This window comes from Gordonia sp. X0973, from assembly GCF_013348785.1.
Classification (GTDB): domain Bacteria; phylum Actinomycetota; class Actinomycetes; order Mycobacteriales; family Mycobacteriaceae; genus Gordonia.
The window spans coordinates 335,214-354,350 of sequence record NZ_CP054691.1; the positions used below are offsets into that span (position 1 = coordinate 335,214).

A 19,137-nucleotide genomic window follows, 5' to 3' on the forward strand; every position below is an offset into this window, starting at 1 on the left:
ACCCGAGGCGAGCTACCCGGACCAGCGAATCGGACAGTCGTCACAGCATCGTTATGCGCGGCCCCGTGCGGCCTCCACTGGTGGTCGTCCCCACCGGCCCATCGCCTAACCTGGATTGGTGAGCACGAGCAAGGCGGACACGCATCTGGCGCTGGTGCGCCGGGCGCGGCGCATCAATCGAAAGCTTGCCGTCGCCTTCCCGCATGTCTACTGCGAACTCGATTTCACCAATCCGCTCGAACTCTCGGTGGCGACGATCCTCTCCGCCCAATGCACCGATGTGCGCGTCAACCAGACGACGCCGGCGCTGTTCGCCCAATACCGCACCGCGGCCGACTACGCGGGTGCGAATCGCGTCGAACTCGAGGAGTTGATCCGGCCGACCGGCTTCTACCGCAACAAGGCGAACTCGATCATCGGCCTGGGCCAGGCCCTCGTCGAACGCTTCGACGGCGAGGTGCCCGGCAAGCTGGAAGAGCTGGTGACCCTCCCGGGCTTCGGCCGCAAGACGGCAAACGTGGTGTTGGGCAACGCCTTCGGGGTGCCCGGGCTCACCGTCGACACGCATTTCGGCCGCCTCGTGCGCCGGTGGGGGCTGACCGAGGAGACCGATCCGGTCAAGGTCGAGCGGGTCATCGGCGAGATGATCCCCCGACGGGAGTGGACCGACTACTCGCATCGCGTGATCTTCCACGGCCGGCGTGTCTGCCACGCCCGCAAGCCGGCCTGCGGCGTCTGCGTCCTCGCGCGCGACTGCCCCTCCTACGGCGAGGGGCCGGTGGACAAGATGGCCGCCGCCAAGCTGGTGAAGGGACCGGAGACCGACCACCTCCTGGCTCTGGCCGGGATCGAGACGACGTGAGCGGTGCGGCGAAAGACACCCGGGTCCGGGAGGCGCGGCGCCAGGCGTTGACCTCGCCGGTCTTCCGGTGGACCGTCGTCTTCGGCGTACTGGTCGTAGCCTTCGCGGTCGCCGTCTGGCCGCGCGGAACCGACGCCCCCGATTCCCGACCGCAGGCCGGGCAGACGCCGACCGGCGCGACGCTGCCGTCGGCGACCTACCGCCCCGACGAACTCGCCGCGGCCCGCACCCGGGCGGCGCTGGCGCCGTGCCCGACGTCGGCGGCCCCGGCCGGACCGCAGTCGGTGCTGGGCGGCGTCACCGTCACCTGCCTGGCCGACGGCGCATCGGTGGACATCGGCGCGGCCACCGCGGGCCGTCCCATGATCGTGAACTTCTGGGCCCGGTGGTGCGGCCCGTGCCGGACCGAGCTGCCCGTGTTCGGTGCGTTCGCCGCCCGCGCCGGAGACCGTCTGACCGTGCTGGCCGCCCATGACAAGCAGGGTGCCGATCCATTCCTGGCCCTCGCGTTGCTGACCGAGATCAACGTCCACGTGCCGACCGTCCTGGACACCTCCGGGGCGATGACCAAGGCGCTCGGCGCCGGCCGCTTCTTCCCGGCAACCGTTTTCGTCCGTGCCGACGGCACGGTCGCCGCCGCACCGGTGCGCCTGTACGGGAGTCCCGACGAGTTGGCCGCCGATGCGCGCAAATACCTGGGGGTGACGGTGTGAGCCGTGGTGAACTTCCGACCGGGCATCCGATCGGTCCGCTGGTCGAACCGTCGCAGATCCCGCCGTGGCTGCACCGGCTGACCGGTGATGTCGACGCGCTGACCACCATCGTGAACAACCGCGGCGGCGACCGGGCACGCCTGGCCCGGATGGTGAAGGCGGCGCGCAACCGCCGCGCGGCCGCCGTCCTGGTGCTGTTCGGCGGTGGATTCGACGCCGATCCGGCCGCCGCCGGGGGCCTGCCCGACGATGCCGAGGTCCTGCTGCTGGAGCGGGCCACGACGCTGCGCCAACACAGCGGGCAGGTCGCCTTCCCCGGCGGCGCACACGACGAGGGCGAGCCGTACCCGGTCTACACCGCGCTGCGCGAGGCGCAGGAGGAGACCGGCCTGAACCCCGACGGGGTGCGGGTGCTGGCCAACCTCCCGTCGTTCTCCACCCTGCCGAGCCCCTTCGAAGTCGTTCCGGTCCTCGGCTACTGGGAGAACCCGTCCCCGGTGCGCGCCGTCGATCCGGGGGAGACCGCGCGCGTCGCGCGGATCCGGATGCGCGACCTGCTCGACCCGGCCAACCGCTTCCAGGTGCGGCGCGATTTCCTCGGCGGCCGCGTCTACCAGGGGCCGGCGTTCTCAGTCGACGGCCTGCTCGTCTGGGGGTTCACCGGCGGGCTGTTGGCGGCGATCAGTGCCGCCAGCGGGTGGGACGTGCCGTGGGATACGCACGACGTGCGCCCCCTCGACGACGCGATCGCAGAGGCGAAATCCGACCAGTCGCACGGATTGCCGCTGGATCTGCCGTTCCCGCCCGATGACGACGACTACCCCGACGACCAGGACGACCTCGGCTCCGGCGACACCGCGGGCAGCGGGTAGGCGATGGGAACCGTCATCGACGCGGTGCTGGTCGTCGCCGTCGCGCTCGCCGCGTACTCCGGCTATCGCCAGGGCGCGCTGGTCTCGGCCTCGTCGCTGGTCGGCTTGGCGTTGGGCGCCGTCGCCGGCATCCTCATCGCGCCGCGGGCGATCAGCGCTATCGACGACGCCCGGATGCGGGTGATCGTCGGCATCGCGATCCTGGTGGTCCTGGTCGTCGTCGGCGAGGTCGCCGGCATGGTGCTGGGACGATCGCTGCGCGGCTGGCTGCACAACTCACCCGCCCGCTTCCTCGACAGTCTCGTCGGGATGGTGCTGCAGGCGCTGGCCGTCCTCGTCGGGGCCTGGCTGCTCGCCACCCCGCTGCGCGACGCCTCGCTGACCGGGGCGGCCACCGCCGACGCGGTCGGCCAATCCCGGGTACTCACCAAGGTCGGCGAGGTCGCGCCCCCCTGGTTGGCCGCGGTGCCCGACCGGTTCCGCACGCTGCTCAACGAATCCGGGCTCCCCGACGCCATCGGCCCCTACGGGCGCACCACCATCAACCCGGTCGACCCGCCGGACCCGGCGTTGGTGCGAGCGCCCGGGGTGGCGCAGGTCCGCGACGCGGTGGTGAAGGTCCGCGGCGAGGCGCCCGCCTGTCAGCGCGCGTTGGAGGGCAGCGGTTTCGTCTTCGCGCCCGATCGTGTGATGACCAACGCCCACGTCGTCGCGGGCACGTCGAGCCTCACGGTCCGCGTCGGGTCGCGCGTCCTACCCGCCACCGTTGTCCTCTTCGATCCCGATGTCGACGTCGCCGTGCTCGAGGTACCCGGGCTCGGCGTCGCGCCGCTGCGGTTCGTCGATTCCGCGCTGCGCACCGGTGACGACGCGATCGCCCTCGGCTATCCGCAGGACGGTCCGTTCCGAGCGTCCCCGATGCGGGTCCGCGGAAAGGTCAATCTCTCCTCGCCCGACATCTACGGTCAGACCCAGACCCGGCGCGAGGCCTACACGCTGCGCGGCCGGATCGAGCAGGGCAACTCCGGCGGCCCGCTGATCACTCCCGGCGGCCAGGTCGCCGGCATGGTGTTCGGTGCCGGGGAGAGTGCGAAGGACGAGACCGGCTTCGCGATCACCGCCGCGCAACTGGGCGACGCGGTGGCCAAAGGACGGGGCAGCGACTCGCCGGTCAGCACCGAGGGCTGTGTCCTGGGCTAGCGCCCAGCCCGGTCAAGCGGCCAGCCCAAGTCGAGCGCTCAGCCTAGCCAGTCGAGCAGGAGGCGGTTGGTCCGCTCCGGCTGCTCCTCGTGGACGAAGTGGCCGGAACCGGGGACGTGCCAATAGTCGAACTCCGGTGCCCAGCGGTCGCTCGCCGTCAGCGTCGCCTCGGTGATGTAGGTGTCGTCGCGGCCCCGCACGGCGAGCACCGGCACCCCCACCGAGGTGGCCATCAGTTCCATGAAATGTGCGCCGTCGGGCCGGAACTGCGAGCGGTAGGCCCAGCGCTGGTACTCCAGCGAGCAGTGCGCGGCGCCCGGGATCTGCACGGCGCGACGGTTGAGGGTCAACGCCTCGTCGAAGTCGGCCGACTCCCGCCAGCGCGCGCCGGCGCGATCTCCGAAATAATCGACGAGGTAGGCGCCGTCGTTACGGGTCAGCTGGCGCTCGCCGAATCTGGGCAGCTGCTTGTAGAGGAACCCGCCGAGGAAGGCCTCGCGTTGCGTCTTGTCGCGCAGCACGGCGCGGCGCAGGGCGCGCGGATGGGGCGAGGCGAGAACGGCGATGCGCGACACGACGCGGGGGTGCAGCGTGGCGGTGCCCCAACAGACGAGTCCGCCGTCGGCGTGCCCGACGAGCGTCGCCTCGGTGTGCCCGAGGGAACGGATCAGGCCGTGGGTATCGCCGGCGAGAGTCCACCCGTCATAGCCGCGCGGCGGCTTGTCGGAGTCGCCGTAGCCGCGCAGGTCCACCGCGACGGCCCGATAGCCGGCCTCGGTCAGCTCGCGCAGCTGGTGGCGCCACGACCACCAGAACTCGCCGAATCCGTGCAGCATCAGCACCAGCGGGCTGTCGGCGGCGGCGCGCTCGACGTACTCGACGGCGTGGAAGCGCAGCCCGTTGGCGCGGACGTCGAAGTGGTGCCAGGGTCCGGGAAGCCGGACGTCGGACGGATCGGGAACGGCCACGGGTGCGGTGGGTTCGGCCGCTAGCGGGCGGGCGGCAGCTGCGGATGCGCGGGCGGGCCGTCGAGCTGCTGGTTGCCCGGCAGGACTTCCTTCAGGGCGGAGACCGATTCGATGGTCTTCGACGGTGCGCGCATGCGCCGGAAAATCCGGTAGCCGACGAAGGCGGCGACGATGGTGACGAGCAGCAGCAGCAGGAACACGATGCCGAAGGCGGCCCACGCGGGCAGCCAGATCATCAGCAGCGCGCCGAGGAAGATGAAGAAGAACAGGCTGGTGTACAGCAGCATCACACCGGCGCCGACGAGCAGGCCGCTGCCCGCACCGGCCTTCTTGGCCTCGGTCTTCAGTTCGGCCTTGGCCAGCGCGATCTCGCCGCGCACCAAGGTGGACGCCTGTGCGGTGACGTCCTTGACCAGGTTGCCGATCGTCGGCTGGCCGTCGCGCCCGTTGTTGGCGTCGGACAGCGGAATCGCCGGCACTGGCCCGGTGGGGCCGGAGACCGAGGTCCGCGGGCCCTGCTTTCTTCCGATCACATCTCCTCCGATGATGGTTGCCCCGCTATGTTGCCATGCCGGGGCGCCCGCCGGGTCGACAGCCGTCGTGGACTACTGGTTGCGGCTGCGAATGTTCTCGAAGACCGACGGATCCACCAGCGTCGACGTGTCACCGAGTTCACGACCTTCGGCGACGTCTTTGAGCAGGCGGCGCATGATCTTGCCGGAGCGGGTCTTGGGCAGCTCCGGCACGACGTTGACCTCGCGTGGCTTGGCGATCGGGGAGATCTCCACCGCGACGTGGTTGCGCAGGTCGGTCTCGAAGGTGTCCGACACCGAGGTGATCTCCTCGCGCAGGATCACGAACGCCACGATGCCCTGGCCGGTCGTGGCGTCGGAGGCGCCGATGACCGCGGCCTCGGCGACGTCGGGATGGCTGACGAGCGCGGATTCGACCTCCGACGTGGAGATGCGGTGCCCGGAAACATTCATCACGTCGTCGACGCGGCCGAGCACCCACAGGGCGCCGTCCTCGTCGTAGCGGGCGCCGTCGCCGGCGAAGTACCAGCCCTGCTCGGCGAACCGCGACCAGTAGGTCTCCCGGTACCGGTCGTCGTCGCCCCAGATGCCCAGCAGCATGGACGGCCACGGCTGGTCGAGGACGAGGTAGCCCTGTTCGCCGCGCGGCGTGTCCTTGCCCTCCTCGTCGACGATGCGCGCACTGATCCCCGGCATCGGCCTCATCGCGGCCCCCGGCTTGGTGGCGGTCACGCCGGGCAGCGGCGAGATCATGCACGAGCCGGTCTCGGTCTGCCACCAGGTGTCGACGATCGGGCAGCGGTTGCCGCCGATGACGTCGCGGTACCAGCGCCATGCCTCCGGGTTGATCGGCTCGCCGACGCTGCCCAGCAGGCGCAGCGACGAGAGGTCGTGCGCGTCGGGGATCTGGCGGCCCCACTTCATGAAGGTGCGGATCAGCGTGGGCGCCATGTAGTAGATCGTCACGCCGTACTTCTCGATCACCTGGAAGTGGCGGTGCTCGTCCGGTGTGTTCGGGGTGCCCTCGTAGAGGATCTCGGTCGCGCCGTTGGAAAGCGGCCCGTAGACGATGTAGGTGTGGCCGGTGACCCAGCCGATGTCGGCACCGCACCAGAAGATGTCGCGGCCCTCTTTGTGGTCGAAGACGTTGTGGAAGGTCGAGCTGGTCTGGGTGAGGTATCCGCCGGAGCCGTGGACGATGCCCTTCGGCTTGCCGGTGGTGCCGGAGGTGTAGAGCAGGAACAGCGGGTGGTTGGAGTCGAAGGCCTCCGGCTCGTGTTCCGGCGACGCCTCGTCGACGGTGTCCTCCCACCAGACGTCGCGGCCCTCCACCCAGTTCAGGTTCGGGTCGTGGTTGGTGCGCCGGACCACCACGACGTGGCGGACCGACTTCGCCGCATCCTCGCCGGAGCCCAGCGCCTCGTCGACCGCGGTCTTGAGCGGGGCGGGCTCGCCGCGGCGGTATTGGCCGTCGGTGGTGACGACGAGTTTCGCCTCGGCATCGTCGACGCGGGACCGCAGCGCGGCCGACGAGAAGCCGGCGAAGACGACGGAGTGGGTGGCGCCCAGGCGAGCGCAGGCCAGCATGGTGATGATCGCCTCGGGGACCATCGGCATGTAGATGGCGACGCGGTCGCCGGCGCGGATGCCCAGGTTGGTGAAGGCGTTGGCGGCCTTGCAGACCTCATCCTTGAGTTGGGCGTAGGTGATGTCGCGCGAATCCCCCGGCTCGCCGACCCAGTGCAGCGCCACGCGGTCGCCCTTGCCGGCGGCGACGTGGCGGTCCACGCAGTTGACCGACACGTTGAGCTTGCCGCCGGGGAACCACTTCGCAAACGGCGCGTTCGACCAGTCCAGCACCTCGGTGAACGGCATCTCCCAGTCGAGGCGACGGGCCTGTTCCGCCCACCATTCGAGGCGGTCGGCGTCGGCGCGCGCATAGATCTCGGGGGTGGCATTCGCCTGCGCGGCGAACTCGGGGGAAGGCGGGTAGACGGCGGTTTCAGACATGGTTGTGAGCCTAGTCACCGGGGCCGGTCGAGCGCACGGGATCGGTTCGCCGATTCATCCGTTGGCCTACTCGGCGAAGTGTGCGAGGGAGATCGACGGGCGCAGATTCTTCAGGACCGGCGCGTCGGCGAAGGACATCAGGAGCGCGTTGCCCCACGGCCCGCGGCCCCGCGGCATCGGCACGTCGTCGACGCGGGTGATCGCCGGGATGCGCTTCGGGATGGCGGCGGCACCGACGATGTTCAGTGAGAAGGGCATGGGTGGCGTGCGGTAGCGATCGGTGAGGTGCAGGCCGTTCGGGGAGACGGTCTTCTTCGAGAACCAGGAGGGGATGGAGTCGAAGAAGAGGCTGCCGCCGGGAAACCGTGCGGCGAGGTCGGTGAGCAGCGCCCACACCTCGTCGGGCTCGAAGTACATGAACAATCCCTCGGCGATGATCAGGACGGGCTGGTCGTCGGGAACCTCGTCGAACCACGCGCGGTCGAGCGCGGAGGTCGGGCATTCGACGATTTGCTCCTCGCGCGGCAGGAGTTCCCGGCGGACCTCCATGACCGGGGCGAGGTCGACGCTGATCCAGGCGACCTTCGGGTCGGCGACCCGCCAGAAGCTGGTCTGCAATCCTTCGCCGAGGTTGACCACGGAAGCCCCCGGATGCCGGGCGAGATGGTCGCGGGCGGCCGCGTCGGCGGCCAGGGCGCGCAGGGCGTGCGACTGGCTCGGCTTGCCAAATTTCTCGTAGTCGTAGTCGATCGTCTCGTAGAGCTCGACGGCCAGCGGGTCGTCGATGATCGGAGCGGGCCGCTTGGCCTCTTCGGCGCGGTTGCGCAGTGTCCACAGCGTCGTCGCGGAGACTCCCCGCAGTGAGTTTCCGTCGATCGTTCGGGTCATCGCCTCGCCTCTCCGCCGCGGATCACTTAGGTCAGCCTAACTTGATGGTCCGGGTTTGGGTAGGCCGTAATCTGGTGGCCATGCCCGCCCACCCGCTCGCCCCCCTCGTCGAGCTGCCCGGCGTCGCCGAAGCGGCCGAGAAAGCGCGCGACGCGCTCGCCGCGGTGCACCGCCATCCGGCCAACCTGCGGGGCTGGCCGTCGACGGCGTTGGAGGCCTCCTGGCGGGGCGGACGGTCGTCGGCGGCGATCGACGGAGGCAGCGTGGAACTGCGCCGCGACGGCGACTACGACGATCCGCTGCTGGCCGGGTCGATGCGCGTGGCCCAGGCCCTCGACGGCGACTCGCTGGAGCAGTTGGTCGGGGTGTACCGCCGCGCGCCGGCGCAGGCCCTCGCGCGACTTCACGTGCTCGCCGCGGCCGACATCGTCGCCGACGCCGACGCGTTGGGACGCCCGCGATCCGACGCGGCGGTAGGGGCACGCCTCGACCTTCTCGGCCAGGTGGTCACGGCACCCTCCGCCGGTGTTCCCGGTCCGATCGTCGCGGCCGTCGTCCACGGCGAACTGCTCGCATTGGCCCCGTTCGCCGCCGCCAACGGGATAGTCGCCCGCGGCGCATCCCGGTTGTCTTGCGTCGCAACGGGTTTGGATCCGCACAATCTCGGGGTGCCCGAGGTCGCGTGGCTCAAACGACCCGCCGAATACCACCGGGCCGCGGCCCGGTTCGGGGAGGGGACGCCCGAGGGGGTGGCCGAGTGGATCCTGCTGTGTTGTGCGGCCTTCGAGGCGGGGGCAGCAGAGGCGGCGTCGATCGCGGAGGCGGCGCGGCCGCGCGCGAAATAGGAAGCTGATTTCGTCGGGCGCACAACGCGCTGCGGGCGGCGACCGTCGGTCACCGCCCGCATAGCACGGACCCAAGTTACCAAGCGTGCTTGGTGGGTTGTGTGGACCACCTCGGCGACGGGTTACCGGTCTCGGGTGAAACCCTCGGCCGACGTCGCAGGTGCACAACACTTCTGCCTCTGTGCGGCGCGCTCCGCGTGGGTGCTTGCCGTCCGTGCTGGGAATTCCGGTCGGGGATTCGATCCTTCTCTTCCGGGTCGGATCTGGCCTTCCGGTCTTCCGTGACTCATTTGTACATCGTGATCTGCATCACATCAAGGGTTTGCGGCCTACAGAATTGCGCGGCGAAATGTGTGTCCGGTTTCAATGGCCCACGACCGGTCCGTGGCCTACGCTCGAATCTTTGGGGTGGTCGCGGTTACCGGCCGCTCGGGCGGGCTCAGGCGGGTTCTGGCGCGACCTCAGGCATGCAGTCGCCGGCGCAGCCAGCCGTAGTAGAAGGCCGCGCCGATCGCCGCGACTCCGGCCCCGGTGGCCGCCGACACGGCCAGGGTGCGCGGCGACGGGGTCAGTCGGTCGGAGAGCCCGACCGGTCGATCGAAGGCGAGGATCGGCCACCCGTTGGCCGTGGCCTCCTTGCGCAACGCCCGGTCGGGATTGACGGCGGTGGGGTGGCCGACGGCGGCGAGCATGGGCAGGTCGGTGATCGAGTCGGAGTAGGCGTAACACTCCGCGAGGTCGTATCCGAGCTGCTCGGCGAGCTCGCGCATGGCGTCGGCCTTGGCGGTGCCGTAGCAGTAGAACTCGAGTTCGCCGGAATAGCGGCCGTCGGTGACCGCCATGCGACTCGCGCGCACCGCGTCGACGCCGAGCATCTCGCCAATGGGCTCGACCATCTCGCGGCCCGACGCGGAGATGAGGACGACGGCGTGACCGCGCGCCTGGTGGTTGGCGATGAGTTCGGTCGCCTCGGCGAAGACCAGGGGCTCGACGATGTCGTGCAGCGTCTCCTGCACGATCGAGTTGATCTGGTCCACCGGCCACCCGCGGCACATGTCGGTGACGTGCGCGCGCAGTTTCTCGACCTGATCCTCGTCGGCGCCGGTCAGGGTGAACAGGAGTTGGGCGTAGGCCGACTTGATCACTGAGCGCCGGTTGATGAGCCCGCCCGAATAGAACGGCTTGGTGAAGGCGAGTGCGCTCGACCGCGCGATCACCGTCTTGTCCAAGTCGAAGAAGGCCGCGACGCCCGGGCGGGCGTTGGCGGACCGGCCTGTTGAGGTCACTGTTCGAGCGTACGACCGCGAGTGGTCTGGGTCACCCCGGAACCGGTAGAAATAGCTGGTCAAGTGACCAACTACTTGCTATTGCAATCGCTGCGAACGCGCGCGTATAGTGGCGCTTGCCCGGTGAATAACCGGGAGTTTTCAGCCCGACCCCCCGGGGCTGAAACGTGATGACCCCGGCCTTCTCCCCCCATTGGCCGGGGTCGTCCTCTGTCTAGGGCCGGCTATCGGACTTCAGTCCGCTTCAACCTCGTCGTATGGCTCCTCCCGACTCTCCCCAGTCGGTGACGCGCGAGCCGCCCGTCGAGGCTTCTTGCCCCACACAATTACTTAGACGCACGCGGCCGCCGATCGGTTCCATCGAGTTTCGCGGCGGTGGCCGACGCCCCCGAGATTCTGAAATCGGGCGTTGTCGGAAAGCGCCTCCCCGTCATCGATCAGCCGTTAGATTGACCAGAGATTCCGATGGGGGTGCGCATGCTGATGTCCGGAAAGACGCTGGGATGGGGCCGGGGACGGCCCGCGACTAAACGCGCGCTGGCCGCCGTGGCGGCCGTGCTCTGCGCCGGAGCGGCCGCGGTGACCGTCGCCCCCACCGCGAGCGCGACACCGCACTACCCGGAGAACTACAACTTCTTCGGCGGCATCCCCAACGAACTCGTCAATCATGGTGGCTCCCTTCCCGGGACGAACCTGGCCCGGTGCACGCCGTCGCCGCAGCACCCGCGCCCGGTGGTGCTGGTCCACGGCACCGGCGGCGGGCAGCAGACCAACTGGGGTGCGTATGCGTCGATGCTCGCCAACCGCGGCTACTGCGTCTACGCGCTGACCTACGGCACGTTGCCGCTGCCGTGGCCGTTCACCGCCGTCGGCGGGATGGGGCCGATCGAGCAATCCGCGCGCCAGCTGCGCGTCTTCGTCGACGACGTGCTCAAGCGGACCGGGGCGAGCACCGTCGACCTGGTCGGTCATTCCCAGGGAACCTTCATGCCGACGTACTACCTGAAGTTCCTCGGCGGGGCGCCCAAGGTCACCAACTACGTCTCCTTGGCGCCGCTGTGGCAGGGGACCAGCGGGTCGTTGATGGTTCCGGTCTCGCGGTTCCTCGGCGGACTGGGCGCGGGCGACCGATGGCTCCCGATCTGCCAGGCCTGCAGCCAGATGCTGCCGGGTTCGGCGATGGTCGACAAGGTCTGGCGCGGTGGATCCCCCTACGTGCGCGGGATCCACTACACCAACATCTCCACGCGTTACGACGAGCTCGTGCTGCCCTACACCAGCGGTCAGGTCCCGGCCCGTCGCCCCGGGGAGAGCGTGCGCAACATCGTCGTCCAAGACACCTGTGCGCAGGACTTCAGCGACCACATGGCGATCGCCGGATCGCGGCGCGCGGCCTACATGGTGCTCAACGCGTTGGATCCGCAGCACCCGGTGAAGGTGCCGTGCATGACCGTCCCGCCCTTCACCGGGTGAGGCTGCCAGCGGAGTGAGCGCTCAGGACACGCTGTCGTGTCTCTCGTCGATGAGCGCGGCTAACTCGCTTCGATTGGAACAGTCCGTCTTGGTCATCGCGCGGTAGATATGACCCTCGACGGTTCGCGACGACAATCCCAGGCGATCGGCGATCTCCCGGTTGGAGAGCCCCTGTGCGACCTGCGCGACGATCTCGGCTTCCCGCCGCGTCAGCTCTGCCGGTGCGGTCATGGCCCGCAGAGCGGGGGTGCTGAAGCCGCGGTCGGCGGCCGTCCGAGCGGCGGCGTCTCCGGCCAGCTGGGCTTGTCCTCGACGATCGGCCGCGCGGAACAGCACCGCGGCCTGCGCGGCGGCGTCGACGGCGGCCACACTGTCACCCATGGCGGTCCAATCGTGGGAACACTCCCAGAGGCCGTCGGCGTCGCGATCGGCCAGTGCCCGTGCATGGCGGGCGGCGAGAGGCGGTCGGGGGCCGTCGGTGAGGTGGGCGAGTTCGGCCAGGCGTACGGCTGTCGACGCATCGCCCCATTGGGTGGCGTGCTGCAATGCGAGGACCTCGTTGCCCGACTCCCCGCGGTCCCGGGCGAGTTCGGCTGCAGCGCCCGCACAGGCGATCGCTTGGGACACTTGTCCGGCGGCTGCGGCGGCCCAGCCTCGGGAGACGAGCAGCTCGGTGTCGACATAGGCGATGGCCGGGTGCGGGTGATCGGCGATCCACGCGTGGTGCTCGGCGGCGCGCTCGGTGTTGCCGGCCATCGCGTACAGCGCGGCAAGGCGGTTGCGGCACGCGTATTCCCAGCCGGGTGTTGCGCGCGGGTCGTCGGCGAGCCGCGCGACCACGCCGCGGATACAGTCCGTCGCCTCGGTGACTTCGCCCCGGAAGTAGGCGGCGTAGCCGCGCATGTAGGTGGTGAGCGTGCGAGCGAAGCCGGGTAGATCGTCGGCCTCGGTGCTGTAGGTGTCGGCTATCTCCGTGGCAGTCGTGAGATCGCCGGCGATCGCGTGGGCTTGCAGTTCGAGCGTCATCAGGGTGTAGCGGATCGAGCCGGGCACGCTGATCGCGGCATCCTCGTGGGCTCGGCGGCGGAACTCGTCGAGGCGCGTGTAGTGACCCATGGCGCCCAGGCTGATCGTGCGGCCCATTGCGCAGAAGATGTGGGGCATCCCGATGAGCGAGGGGTCCTCGAGTGCCTCGGCGGTCAGTCGGAGCGCGTCGTCGTGGTGGCCGAGGTAGGAGGCGAAGGCGCCGCGCAACGAGATCAGCGTGGACAGGTTGGTGTCGGGTTCTGCCGCCGCTATCGCATCGGCGAGGATGCGTTCCGCCTCGTCGGGGCGTTGCATGACCCAGAAACGGTTTCCCGCGTACATGTAGGCCAGGAGCATCGTCTGATCGGGGGAGAGATCGGGCCGCGCGAGCAGGGCCGCCAATGCCCGGTCCGCCTCGGCGCCCTGGTTGGCGGTCGTGAGGTGGTAGGCGAGCATCATTTCGGCGGGGAAGCCACCACCCGCGTCGATGGCCGCTCGCGCCAGGGTCAATGTCAGATCGAGATCGCACCACGCGGACGCCGCGGCGGCCCCGGCGAGATAGAGACCGGGGTCGTGGGCCGCACCGGACTCCATCGCGGCAACCGCCCGCAGCATCGCGTCGCGCGGGTTGCCGCTGGGATGGGCGCCGAGCGCGTCGGCGACCGCACTCTGCAGCCGGGATCGCCGCAATCGACCCATCCGCTGCAGCCGCACCTCGGCGTAGAGCGGATGCACCAGGCGAGCGGTGCCGGTTTCCGCGTCGACGACGACGAGGTGATCGGCAACCGCGCGTTCGACGTCGGCGGTGGACAGCCCGTGCACGCTTCCGAGCGCGTCGACGCCCAACGTGCCGGCGATGGCGAGCACGTCGACGAGTTCGGTGGTCGTCTCGTCGAGACGGCCCAGTTGCGCGCCGATCAATTCGGTGAGCGAGTCGGCCACCGACGGTCCGCCGTCCCACACCCATTCGCCGCCGGCATCGCGGGCGAGCTTGCCCGACGCGACGTCGGCCGTGGTGATCTCGCGAACGTAGAGCAGGTTGCCGGAAGTGAGTTTCCACAGTTCCTGGGCCGTCTGGCGGTGCAGCCGACCCCCGAGTACCCCCGCCAGCAGGTCTTCGGTTTCGGTAACGCTCAACGACGCCAACGGCAGGTGGTCGACGTTCGGGTCGCGGTGCATCGCGACGATCGGGTCGGGAGCGTCGGACAGGGTCCGCAGGGCGACGACGACCGATGCGAGTCGACGGCTGGCGAGACGGTTGACGACGGTCGCGGATACGTCGTCGAGCCACTGCGCGTCGTCGACGAGGACCAGTGGTGGAGCCGTGCCGGGAGTACGGTCGCCCGCGATCGTCGCCAGTACGGACTCGATGAGGAGGGCGGGGTCGGGCGGGGCCGTGCCGAGCCAGGACGATGTCGCGCCGAACGGGATATCCCTGGTGGCGGCGAATCCGGTGATCCGAATGACGCGCCGTTTGGCTTGCGCGGCAAGCTCTTCCAACAGTCGTGACTTGCCGACGCCGGCGTCCCCGGTCACGATGACGCTGCGCGCGCCGGACTTCAACGCCTCGAGCAGCGCATCCAGTTCGTTTTCCCGCCCCGTCAGCGGCCAGTGATCGACCACCCACGTACTTTATCGCCGTTTTCACGGCGCTACCGCGTGTCGCCTGCTTCCCACCCGCCGCGGCCGCCGACTTGCGCACAGTTCGCCGCCATCCACAGGGCAGTGCTGTTGGTGGCCTTCTGCGGGCGTCGGAGTCGCGACGTCGGACCACACTCCGGGGTATGAGCGAATTGCTGGTGATGGTCGAACCGGAGATGGTCGACGACGTCGGTCGGTGCGCGGCCGCGGCGGGCTACGCGATTGTGCCCGGCGATCCCGCCGACTGCGCGGCCGAGTGGCTGCGCGCCGACGCGGTGGTCGTCGACGATGTCGCGGTCGCGGTCCTCGGTGGGGCGATGCTCCCGCGCCGGTCCGGTGTGTTCCTGGTGTGCCCGCCGCAGACTCCGCCCAGCGTGTGGCGGGCGGCTATGGCGGTCGGAGTCGGCGAGGGATTCGAGCTGCCGGCGCACGAGGAGGGATTGGTCTGCGCGCTGAGCGAGTCGCGGTTTCCCGCTCGCGGCGACGGCAAGGTGCTGGCGGTCCTCGGCGGGCACGGCGGGGCCGGTGCGACGACGCTCGCCGCGGTGGCGGGGATGGCAGCGGCACGCGGCAATGTCGAACGGGCGACGTTGCTGATCAGCCCCGACGAGATCGGGTCGGGGGCAGACCTGCTGCTCGGGATCGAGAACGCAGACGGCGTGCGGGCGCGCGATCTGAACGCGGTCGGCGGAAGGTTGAGTCACTCGGCGCTGCACGAGGCGCTTCCCCGCGCGCAAACGCTACGGGTACTCGCGGCCGGGCGCGGCGCCGATCGCCCGGTGCGGGCCGAGTCGGTGGTTGCCGCGGTCGACGCCGGTCGCATGGGCGGCGACATCGTCGTCGTCGACGTTCCGCGGACCCGCGCCGAGATGCGCGACGAACTGCTGCGCCGGGCCGATCTGGTCATCCTGTTGTGTCAGGCCAACCTGCCCGCGATCGCCGCCGCCCGGGCCACCGGCGAGAGCCTGCCCGGCCCGCCTTGCCCGGTCGAGCTGGTGCTGCGCGGACCGGCACCCGGCGGGCTGCGCGCCGAGGAGATGGCGCGGGCGGTGCGCGCCCCACTATTGGGTAGCTATCGATCCGACCCGTCACTGCCCAAGCAGTTGGAGAGTCGCCCGCTGCGGCTGCGGGAGCGCAGCCCGCTCGGTGTGATCGGCCGTCGCCTGTGCGCGCGCCTCGACGAGGTGACCGCGTGAGCGCGCCGGTGGTCGCCTCGTCACTCGTCGACCGGGTCCGGGAGCGTCTGGCGCAGACGGCCGGGGTATCGGGACCGCCGTCGGTCGAGTCGATCGCCGCGGCCATCCGGGCCGAATCCGGCGGGGTCCTCGGCGATACCGATCTACTCGCGACGCTGCGTCATCTGCAGACCGAGTTCGTCGGAGCCGGGCCGCTGGAGGCACTGCTCGCCGACGCCGCCACCACCGACATCCTGGTGGTCGGGCCGGATGCGGTGTGGGTGGACGCCGGTGCGGGTCTGGTGCGCGAGCCGTCGGTCGGGTTCGACGACGAGGCGGCGGTCCGTCGACTGGCGGCCCGGTTGGCGCTCGGTGCCGGCCGTCGCCTCGACGATGCGCAGCCGTGGGTCGACGGACAGTTGCGCGACATCGGTCGCCACGGCGTGACGGTGCGACTGCATGCCGTGATCCCGCCGATCGCGGCGGACGGAACGTGTCTGTCCTTGCGGGTGCTGCGGCCCGCGCAGCAGGATTTCGCCTCACTGGTGGCGGGTGGTGCGGTGCCGACGGAGGTGCGCGACCTGATCGTCGACGTGGTCCGGATGCGGCTGGCCTTCCTCGTCGCCGGCGGCACGGGTGCAGGCAAGACCACGCTGCTCAACAGTTTGCTCGGCCTCGTCGGGACATCCGAGCGGATCGTGTGCGTCGAAGATGCGCCGGAGTTGCGCCCGCAGCATCCGCATGTCGTGCGACTGGTCGCCCGCGCAGCCAACGCGGAGGGCGCTGGCGAGGTCCCGCTGCGCACGCTGGTCCGGCAGGCGTTGCGGATGCGCCCGGACCGCATCGTCGTCGGTGAGGTGCGCGGCGCGGAGGTCGTCGACTTGTTGGCCGCCCTCAACACCGGGCATGACGGCGGCGCGGGGACCGTGCATGCCAACTCCGCCGCAGAGGTGCCTGCTCGATTGGAGGCGCTCGCCGCACTCGGCGGACTGGAGCGATTCGCCCTGCACAGCCAGCTGGCCGCGGCGGTCCAGGTCGTGTTCGTCGTCGGGCGGGACGGCGGCGGCGTGCGGGCGTTGACTCAGATCGGGTTGGTGCGGCGCGGTCGTGACGGTCTAGTGGAGATCGCACCGGTGTGGCTGCGCGACAAGGGGTTTCAGCCTTCGCATGGAGAGCTGTGCCGGTTGCTGGCGGAGCGGTCATGAGCGGTGTCGGGTGGATATGTCTCGCGGTGGCCGCGCTGGTCGGTCCGCGACCGCGCGGGCATTTCCGGTTCTGGGGTATTGCCGGAGCCGGCACTCCTGTACCCCCGGCACGAGATGGGCGGTGCGCCGTCCTTCCCGTCGCGGTGGCCTGTGTAGCCGTCGCGGCGCTCGTCGGGTCACCGGCGGTTCTGGTCGCGGTGGGTATCGCGGGTGCCGCGGTGGTGTGGATGGCGCGCCGCGCGGCCCGGGAGCGCGAGGCGGCTGCGCGCGAGGCCGCGGTTCTGCAGGCGACCGCCGCCGTGATCGCCGAACTCTCGGTCGGCTCGACACCCTCGGCTGCCTGCGCGACGGCCGCGGCGGAGATCCGGATCGACGATCCCACGTCGGCTGTTGGTGCCGATCTCGCCGCGTTGGCGGCCCGGGTACAACTCGGTGGCGATGTCGCTGCGACGTCGGCCGGCGCGGCGGCGGTGATCGCCCAGTCGTGGGCGGTGGCGGCCCGGTTCGGGCTGCCGCTGGCGGAACTCCTAGTGAGCCGTCGTGCCGATCTCGTCGAGCGGCAGCGGTTCGCGGCTCGGACCAAAGCGGGGTTGGCGGGTCCGCGGGCGACGGCTCGGGTGCTCGCGGTCCTTCCGGTATTCGGGATCGTCATGGGGCAGGCAATCGGCGCGGATCCGATCGGGGTACTCCTGGCGCCGGGTGTCGGCGGAATCCTGCTGGTGGCGGGCACGGCACTCGCGGCAGTCGGCGTGGCGTGGTCCGAGCGGATCATCGAGCGGGCGATCCGATGAGTGTGGCGGCGGTGTTGCTCGCCGCGGCATTGCTCGCGATGCCGCCGGTGACTGCGCCGCTGCGACGGCTCGACCGATCGGTCCCGACGCACACGGAGTCGGCGCCGATGACAGGTGGACCCTTCGACGAGGCGGCAGCCTGCGAATTGCTCGCGGTATGCCTGCGCAGCGGGCTGTCGACGGCACGAGCCGTTGCGGCCGTTGCGGCGTCGACCTCCGGCGATCTGGCCGCGGCATTGGGGCGAGTCGCCGAGCTGCTGGCCCTCGGCACGGATGCACCCTACGCCTGGACGCTCGGTGCGGGCGGGTCGAGTCTTGCCGACGTGTCGGCGCTGGTGCGGCGGACATCCTCGTCGGGTGCCGCGTTCGCTGCCGGGCTCGACGAGCTGGCACGGCGACGTCGGGAGGATGCGCAGGACGCGGCGCTCGCCGAGGCCGAACGGGCCGGTGTGCGGATCAGTGCGCCGCTGGGCTTGTGTTTCCTGCCGGCCTTCGTGGTGGTGGGTATCGCGCCGGTGGTCGTCGGGCTCGCCTCGACGGTGCTCGCGGGGGTGTGAGGCGGGTTCGGAACGGACTTGGCGGACCGACGGTCGGGCCGCAGGAGGGGGAATGAGATGGCACCGCAGATGATCCGGTTTGTCCGGGAGATGTGGCGCGACGACTCCGGCATGAGCACGGTCGAGTACGCGATCGGGACGATCGCTGCCGCCGGTTTCGGGGCGTTGCTCTACACGGTGGTCACCGGCGACAACATCGTGGGGGCGTTGACGAACATCATCGCCAAGGCGCTTTCGACGACGGTCGGGTGAGATCACGGCGGGTATCGCGGCGTGGGCGTCTGCGGCGGTTGTGGCGCGACGACTCCGGCATGGCAACCGTCGAGGCGGCGTATGCGATCGCGGCCATCGCGGTGGTGCTGCTCGTGTGCGTCGGGGCCTTGGCGGCGATGACGTCGGCCGTTCGGTGCACCGATGCGGCGCGGGAGGTCGCGCGGCTGACCGCGGCCGGGGATTCGAGGGCGCACACTGTCGGCGCCGCGGTCGCACCGAAAGACGCGCGTATCTCGGTCACGGTCAGCGGCGGGCGGGTCGTCGTCGTGGTCGAGGCCGATGCGGCCCTGCTGCCGATGCTGACGGTGAGCGGGCGTGCGGTGGCGGCGATGGAACCCGACGGGGAGGGAGACGATGCGCCCGCGGGCGTGGGTGCGCCGACTGATCGCTGACGACGAGGGCGCGGCCACCATCGTCGGCGTGGCGGTGGTCGCGTGTCTGGTCGCGCTCACCGCGATGCTCATGTACCTGGGGTCGGCGGTGGTGGCGCGGCATCGAGTGGCGTCGGCCGCCGACCTCGCGGCGCTGGCAGCGGCCTCGGCGTTGATGACCGCCGACGGTGAGCCGTGCGTCGTCGCGGAGCACGTGGTGCGGGCCCAGGGCGACGTGGCGATGCGGGTGGAACTGTGCCGGATCGACGGGGAATTCGTCGACCTGACGGTCGCCGCGAAGGTCGGGTTGGGGCCGTTCGGTCTTCAGACCGCGCGGGCAAGCGCTCGGGCCGGTCCGGAGCGCGGCGGCGTCTGATCGCTTAGCGCAACGGATCGGTGTTCGTCTGTGGTCCAGATCGGTTGCGCTGACCAGCACCGCTGATGTCGA

At 70.4% G+C, this 19,137-nt stretch carries 19 protein-coding genes; 13 read left to right on the forward strand and 6 right to left on the reverse strand.

The window, feature by feature from the left end; all coding sequences use genetic code 11:
* The first annotated feature begins 115 nt into the window (after positions 1-115).
* The 4 genes from nth to HUN08_RS01650 are packed head-to-tail and all read left to right on the forward strand — an operon-like array spanning position 116 to position 3,647.
* On the forward strand, positions 116-862 hold the full coding sequence (gene nth / locus HUN08_RS01635; RefSeq protein ID WP_367649932.1) for an endonuclease III: 747 nt from the start codon (positions 116-118) through the stop codon (positions 860-862).
* A complete protein-coding gene (locus HUN08_RS01640) occupies positions 859-1,575 on the forward strand; it encodes a TlpA disulfide reductase family protein (protein ID WP_124245863.1) in 717 nt (238 codons plus the stop codon). The genes nth and HUN08_RS01640 overlap by 4 nt, the downstream gene beginning before the upstream one ends.
* Complete coding sequence (locus tag HUN08_RS01645) at positions 1,572-2,447, forward strand: CoA pyrophosphatase (protein ID WP_124245862.1); 876 nt, start codon at positions 1,572-1,574, stop codon at positions 2,445-2,447. Before HUN08_RS01640 ends, HUN08_RS01645 begins: the two co-directional genes overlap by 4 nt.
* 3 nt (positions 2,448-2,450) lie before the next feature.
* The gene (locus HUN08_RS01650; RefSeq protein ID WP_124245861.1) at positions 2,451-3,647 is read left to right on the forward strand and encodes a MarP family serine protease; all 1,197 of its coding nucleotides are present in this window, start codon (positions 2,451-2,453) and stop codon (positions 3,645-3,647) included.
* Positions 3,648-3,685: 38 nt separating this feature from the next.
* On the opposite strand, the gene HUN08_RS01655 is transcribed toward HUN08_RS01650, so the two are convergent.
* From HUN08_RS01655 to HUN08_RS01670, 4 genes are all read right to left on the reverse strand, one after another.
* Positions 3,686-4,615, reverse strand: a complete 930-nt coding sequence (locus HUN08_RS01655; protein ID WP_124245860.1) for an alpha/beta fold hydrolase — start codon at positions 4,613-4,615, stop codon at positions 3,686-3,688.
* A 20-nt stretch (positions 4,616-4,635) separates the two neighbouring features.
* Entirely contained in the window at positions 4,636-5,148 is a 513-nt protein-coding gene (locus tag HUN08_RS01660) for a phage holin family protein (protein ID WP_124245859.1), read from the reverse strand.
* Between the two features lie 72 nt (positions 5,149-5,220).
* Positions 5,221-7,158, reverse strand: coding sequence for an acetate--CoA ligase (gene acs / locus HUN08_RS01665; protein ID WP_124245858.1), 1,938 nt, complete (start codon positions 7,156-7,158; stop codon positions 5,221-5,223).
* A 66-nt stretch (positions 7,159-7,224) separates the two neighbouring features.
* On the reverse strand, positions 7,225-8,046 hold the full coding sequence (locus HUN08_RS01670) for a class I SAM-dependent methyltransferase (protein WP_124245857.1): 822 nt from the start codon (positions 8,044-8,046) through the stop codon (positions 7,225-7,227).
* Positions 8,047-8,126: 80 nt separating this feature from the next.
* Between HUN08_RS01670 and HUN08_RS01675 the strand changes: the two genes are divergently transcribed.
* Entirely contained in the window at positions 8,127-8,891 is a 765-nt protein-coding gene (locus HUN08_RS01675) for an oxidoreductase (protein WP_124245856.1), read from the forward strand.
* A gap of 461 nt (positions 8,892-9,352) precedes the next feature.
* Here HUN08_RS01675 and HUN08_RS01680 read toward each other — a convergent pair whose 3' ends face one another.
* On the reverse strand, positions 9,353-10,177 hold the full coding sequence (locus HUN08_RS01680; RefSeq protein WP_124245855.1) for an HAD family phosphatase: 825 nt from the start codon (positions 10,175-10,177) through the stop codon (positions 9,353-9,355).
* A gap of 477 nt (positions 10,178-10,654) precedes the next feature.
* Between HUN08_RS01680 and HUN08_RS01685 the strand changes: the two genes are divergently transcribed.
* Positions 10,655-11,650 (forward strand): triacylglycerol lipase, encoded by a 996-nt coding sequence (locus HUN08_RS01685; RefSeq protein WP_301546838.1) that lies wholly within the window; start codon positions 10,655-10,657, stop codon positions 11,648-11,650.
* 21 nt (positions 11,651-11,671) lie between these two features.
* Here the strand turns inward: HUN08_RS01685 and HUN08_RS01690 are convergent, their stop codons facing one another.
* Positions 11,672-14,299 (reverse strand): LuxR C-terminal-related transcriptional regulator, encoded by a 2,628-nt coding sequence (locus tag HUN08_RS01690; protein ID WP_124245854.1) that lies wholly within the window; start codon positions 14,297-14,299, stop codon positions 11,672-11,674.
* A 161-nt stretch (positions 14,300-14,460) separates the two neighbouring features.
* Between HUN08_RS01690 and ssd the strand changes: the two genes are divergently transcribed.
* From ssd to HUN08_RS01725, 7 genes are all read left to right on the forward strand, one after another.
* Positions 14,461-15,513 carry a septum site-determining protein Ssd gene (gene ssd, locus HUN08_RS01695; protein ID WP_124245853.1) on the forward strand — a complete coding sequence of 351 codons (1,053 nt, stop codon included), beginning with the start codon at positions 14,461-14,463 and terminating at the stop codon, positions 15,511-15,513.
* Positions 15,510-16,697: a TadA family conjugal transfer-associated ATPase gene (locus HUN08_RS01700; RefSeq protein ID WP_124245852.1), complete on the forward strand. Its 1,188-nt coding sequence runs from the start codon at positions 15,510-15,512 to the stop codon at positions 16,695-16,697. The genes ssd and HUN08_RS01700 overlap by 4 nt, the downstream gene beginning before the upstream one ends.
* 143 nt (positions 16,698-16,840) lie before the next feature.
* A complete protein-coding gene (locus HUN08_RS01705; protein ID WP_301546839.1) occupies positions 16,841-17,488 on the forward strand; it encodes a type II secretion system F family protein in 648 nt (215 codons plus the stop codon).
* Complete coding sequence (locus HUN08_RS01710; RefSeq protein WP_124245850.1) at positions 17,485-18,045, forward strand: type II secretion system F family protein; 561 nt, start codon at positions 17,485-17,487, stop codon at positions 18,043-18,045. The genes HUN08_RS01705 and HUN08_RS01710 overlap by 4 nt, the downstream gene beginning before the upstream one ends.
* 57 nt (positions 18,046-18,102) lie before the next feature.
* On the forward strand, positions 18,103-18,297 hold the full coding sequence (locus tag HUN08_RS01715) for a DUF4244 domain-containing protein (RefSeq protein WP_124245849.1): 195 nt from the start codon (positions 18,103-18,105) through the stop codon (positions 18,295-18,297).
* A 59-nt stretch (positions 18,298-18,356) separates the two neighbouring features.
* Positions 18,357-18,710 (forward strand): TadE family type IV pilus minor pilin, encoded by a 354-nt coding sequence (locus tag HUN08_RS01720; protein WP_124245848.1) that lies wholly within the window; start codon positions 18,357-18,359, stop codon positions 18,708-18,710.
* Positions 18,673-19,065 carry an Rv3654c family TadE-like protein gene (locus HUN08_RS01725; RefSeq protein WP_124245847.1) on the forward strand — a complete coding sequence of 131 codons (393 nt, stop codon included), beginning with the start codon at positions 18,673-18,675 and terminating at the stop codon, positions 19,063-19,065. The genes HUN08_RS01720 and HUN08_RS01725 overlap by 38 nt, the downstream gene beginning before the upstream one ends.
* The last annotated feature ends 72 nt before the right edge of the window (positions 19,066-19,137 follow it).

Excerpts from the sequence above, each read along its gene's own strand:
- HUN08_RS01650 (WP_124245861.1), top strand. The coding sequence starts at position 2,451 with ATGGGAACCGTCATCGACGCGGTGCTGGTCGTCGCCGTCGCGCTCGCC.
- acs (WP_124245858.1), bottom strand. The coding sequence starts at position 7,158 with ATGTCTGAAACCGCCGTCTACCCGCCTTCCCCCGAGTTCGCCGCGCAG.
- HUN08_RS01670 (WP_124245857.1), bottom strand. The coding sequence starts at position 8,046 with ATGACCCGAACGATCGACGGAAACTCACTGCGGGGAGTCTCCGCGACG.
- HUN08_RS01675 (WP_124245856.1), top strand. The coding sequence starts at position 8,127 with ATGCCCGCCCACCCGCTCGCCCCCCTCGTCGAGCTGCCCGGCGTCGCC.
- HUN08_RS01685 (WP_301546838.1), top strand. The coding sequence starts at position 10,655 with ATGCTGATGTCCGGAAAGACGCTGGGATGGGGCCGGGGACGGCCCGCG.
- ssd (WP_124245853.1), top strand. The coding sequence starts at position 14,461 with ATGAGCGAATTGCTGGTGATGGTCGAACCGGAGATGGTCGACGACGTC.
- HUN08_RS01710 (WP_124245850.1), top strand. The coding sequence starts at position 17,485 with ATGAGTGTGGCGGCGGTGTTGCTCGCCGCGGCATTGCTCGCGATGCCG.
- HUN08_RS01715 (WP_124245849.1), top strand. The coding sequence starts at position 18,103 with ATGGCACCGCAGATGATCCGGTTTGTCCGGGAGATGTGGCGCGACGAC.
- HUN08_RS01720 (WP_124245848.1), top strand. The coding sequence starts at position 18,357 with ATGGCAACCGTCGAGGCGGCGTATGCGATCGCGGCCATCGCGGTGGTG.
- HUN08_RS01725 (WP_124245847.1), top strand. The coding sequence starts at position 18,673 with ATGCGCCCGCGGGCGTGGGTGCGCCGACTGATCGCTGACGACGAGGGC.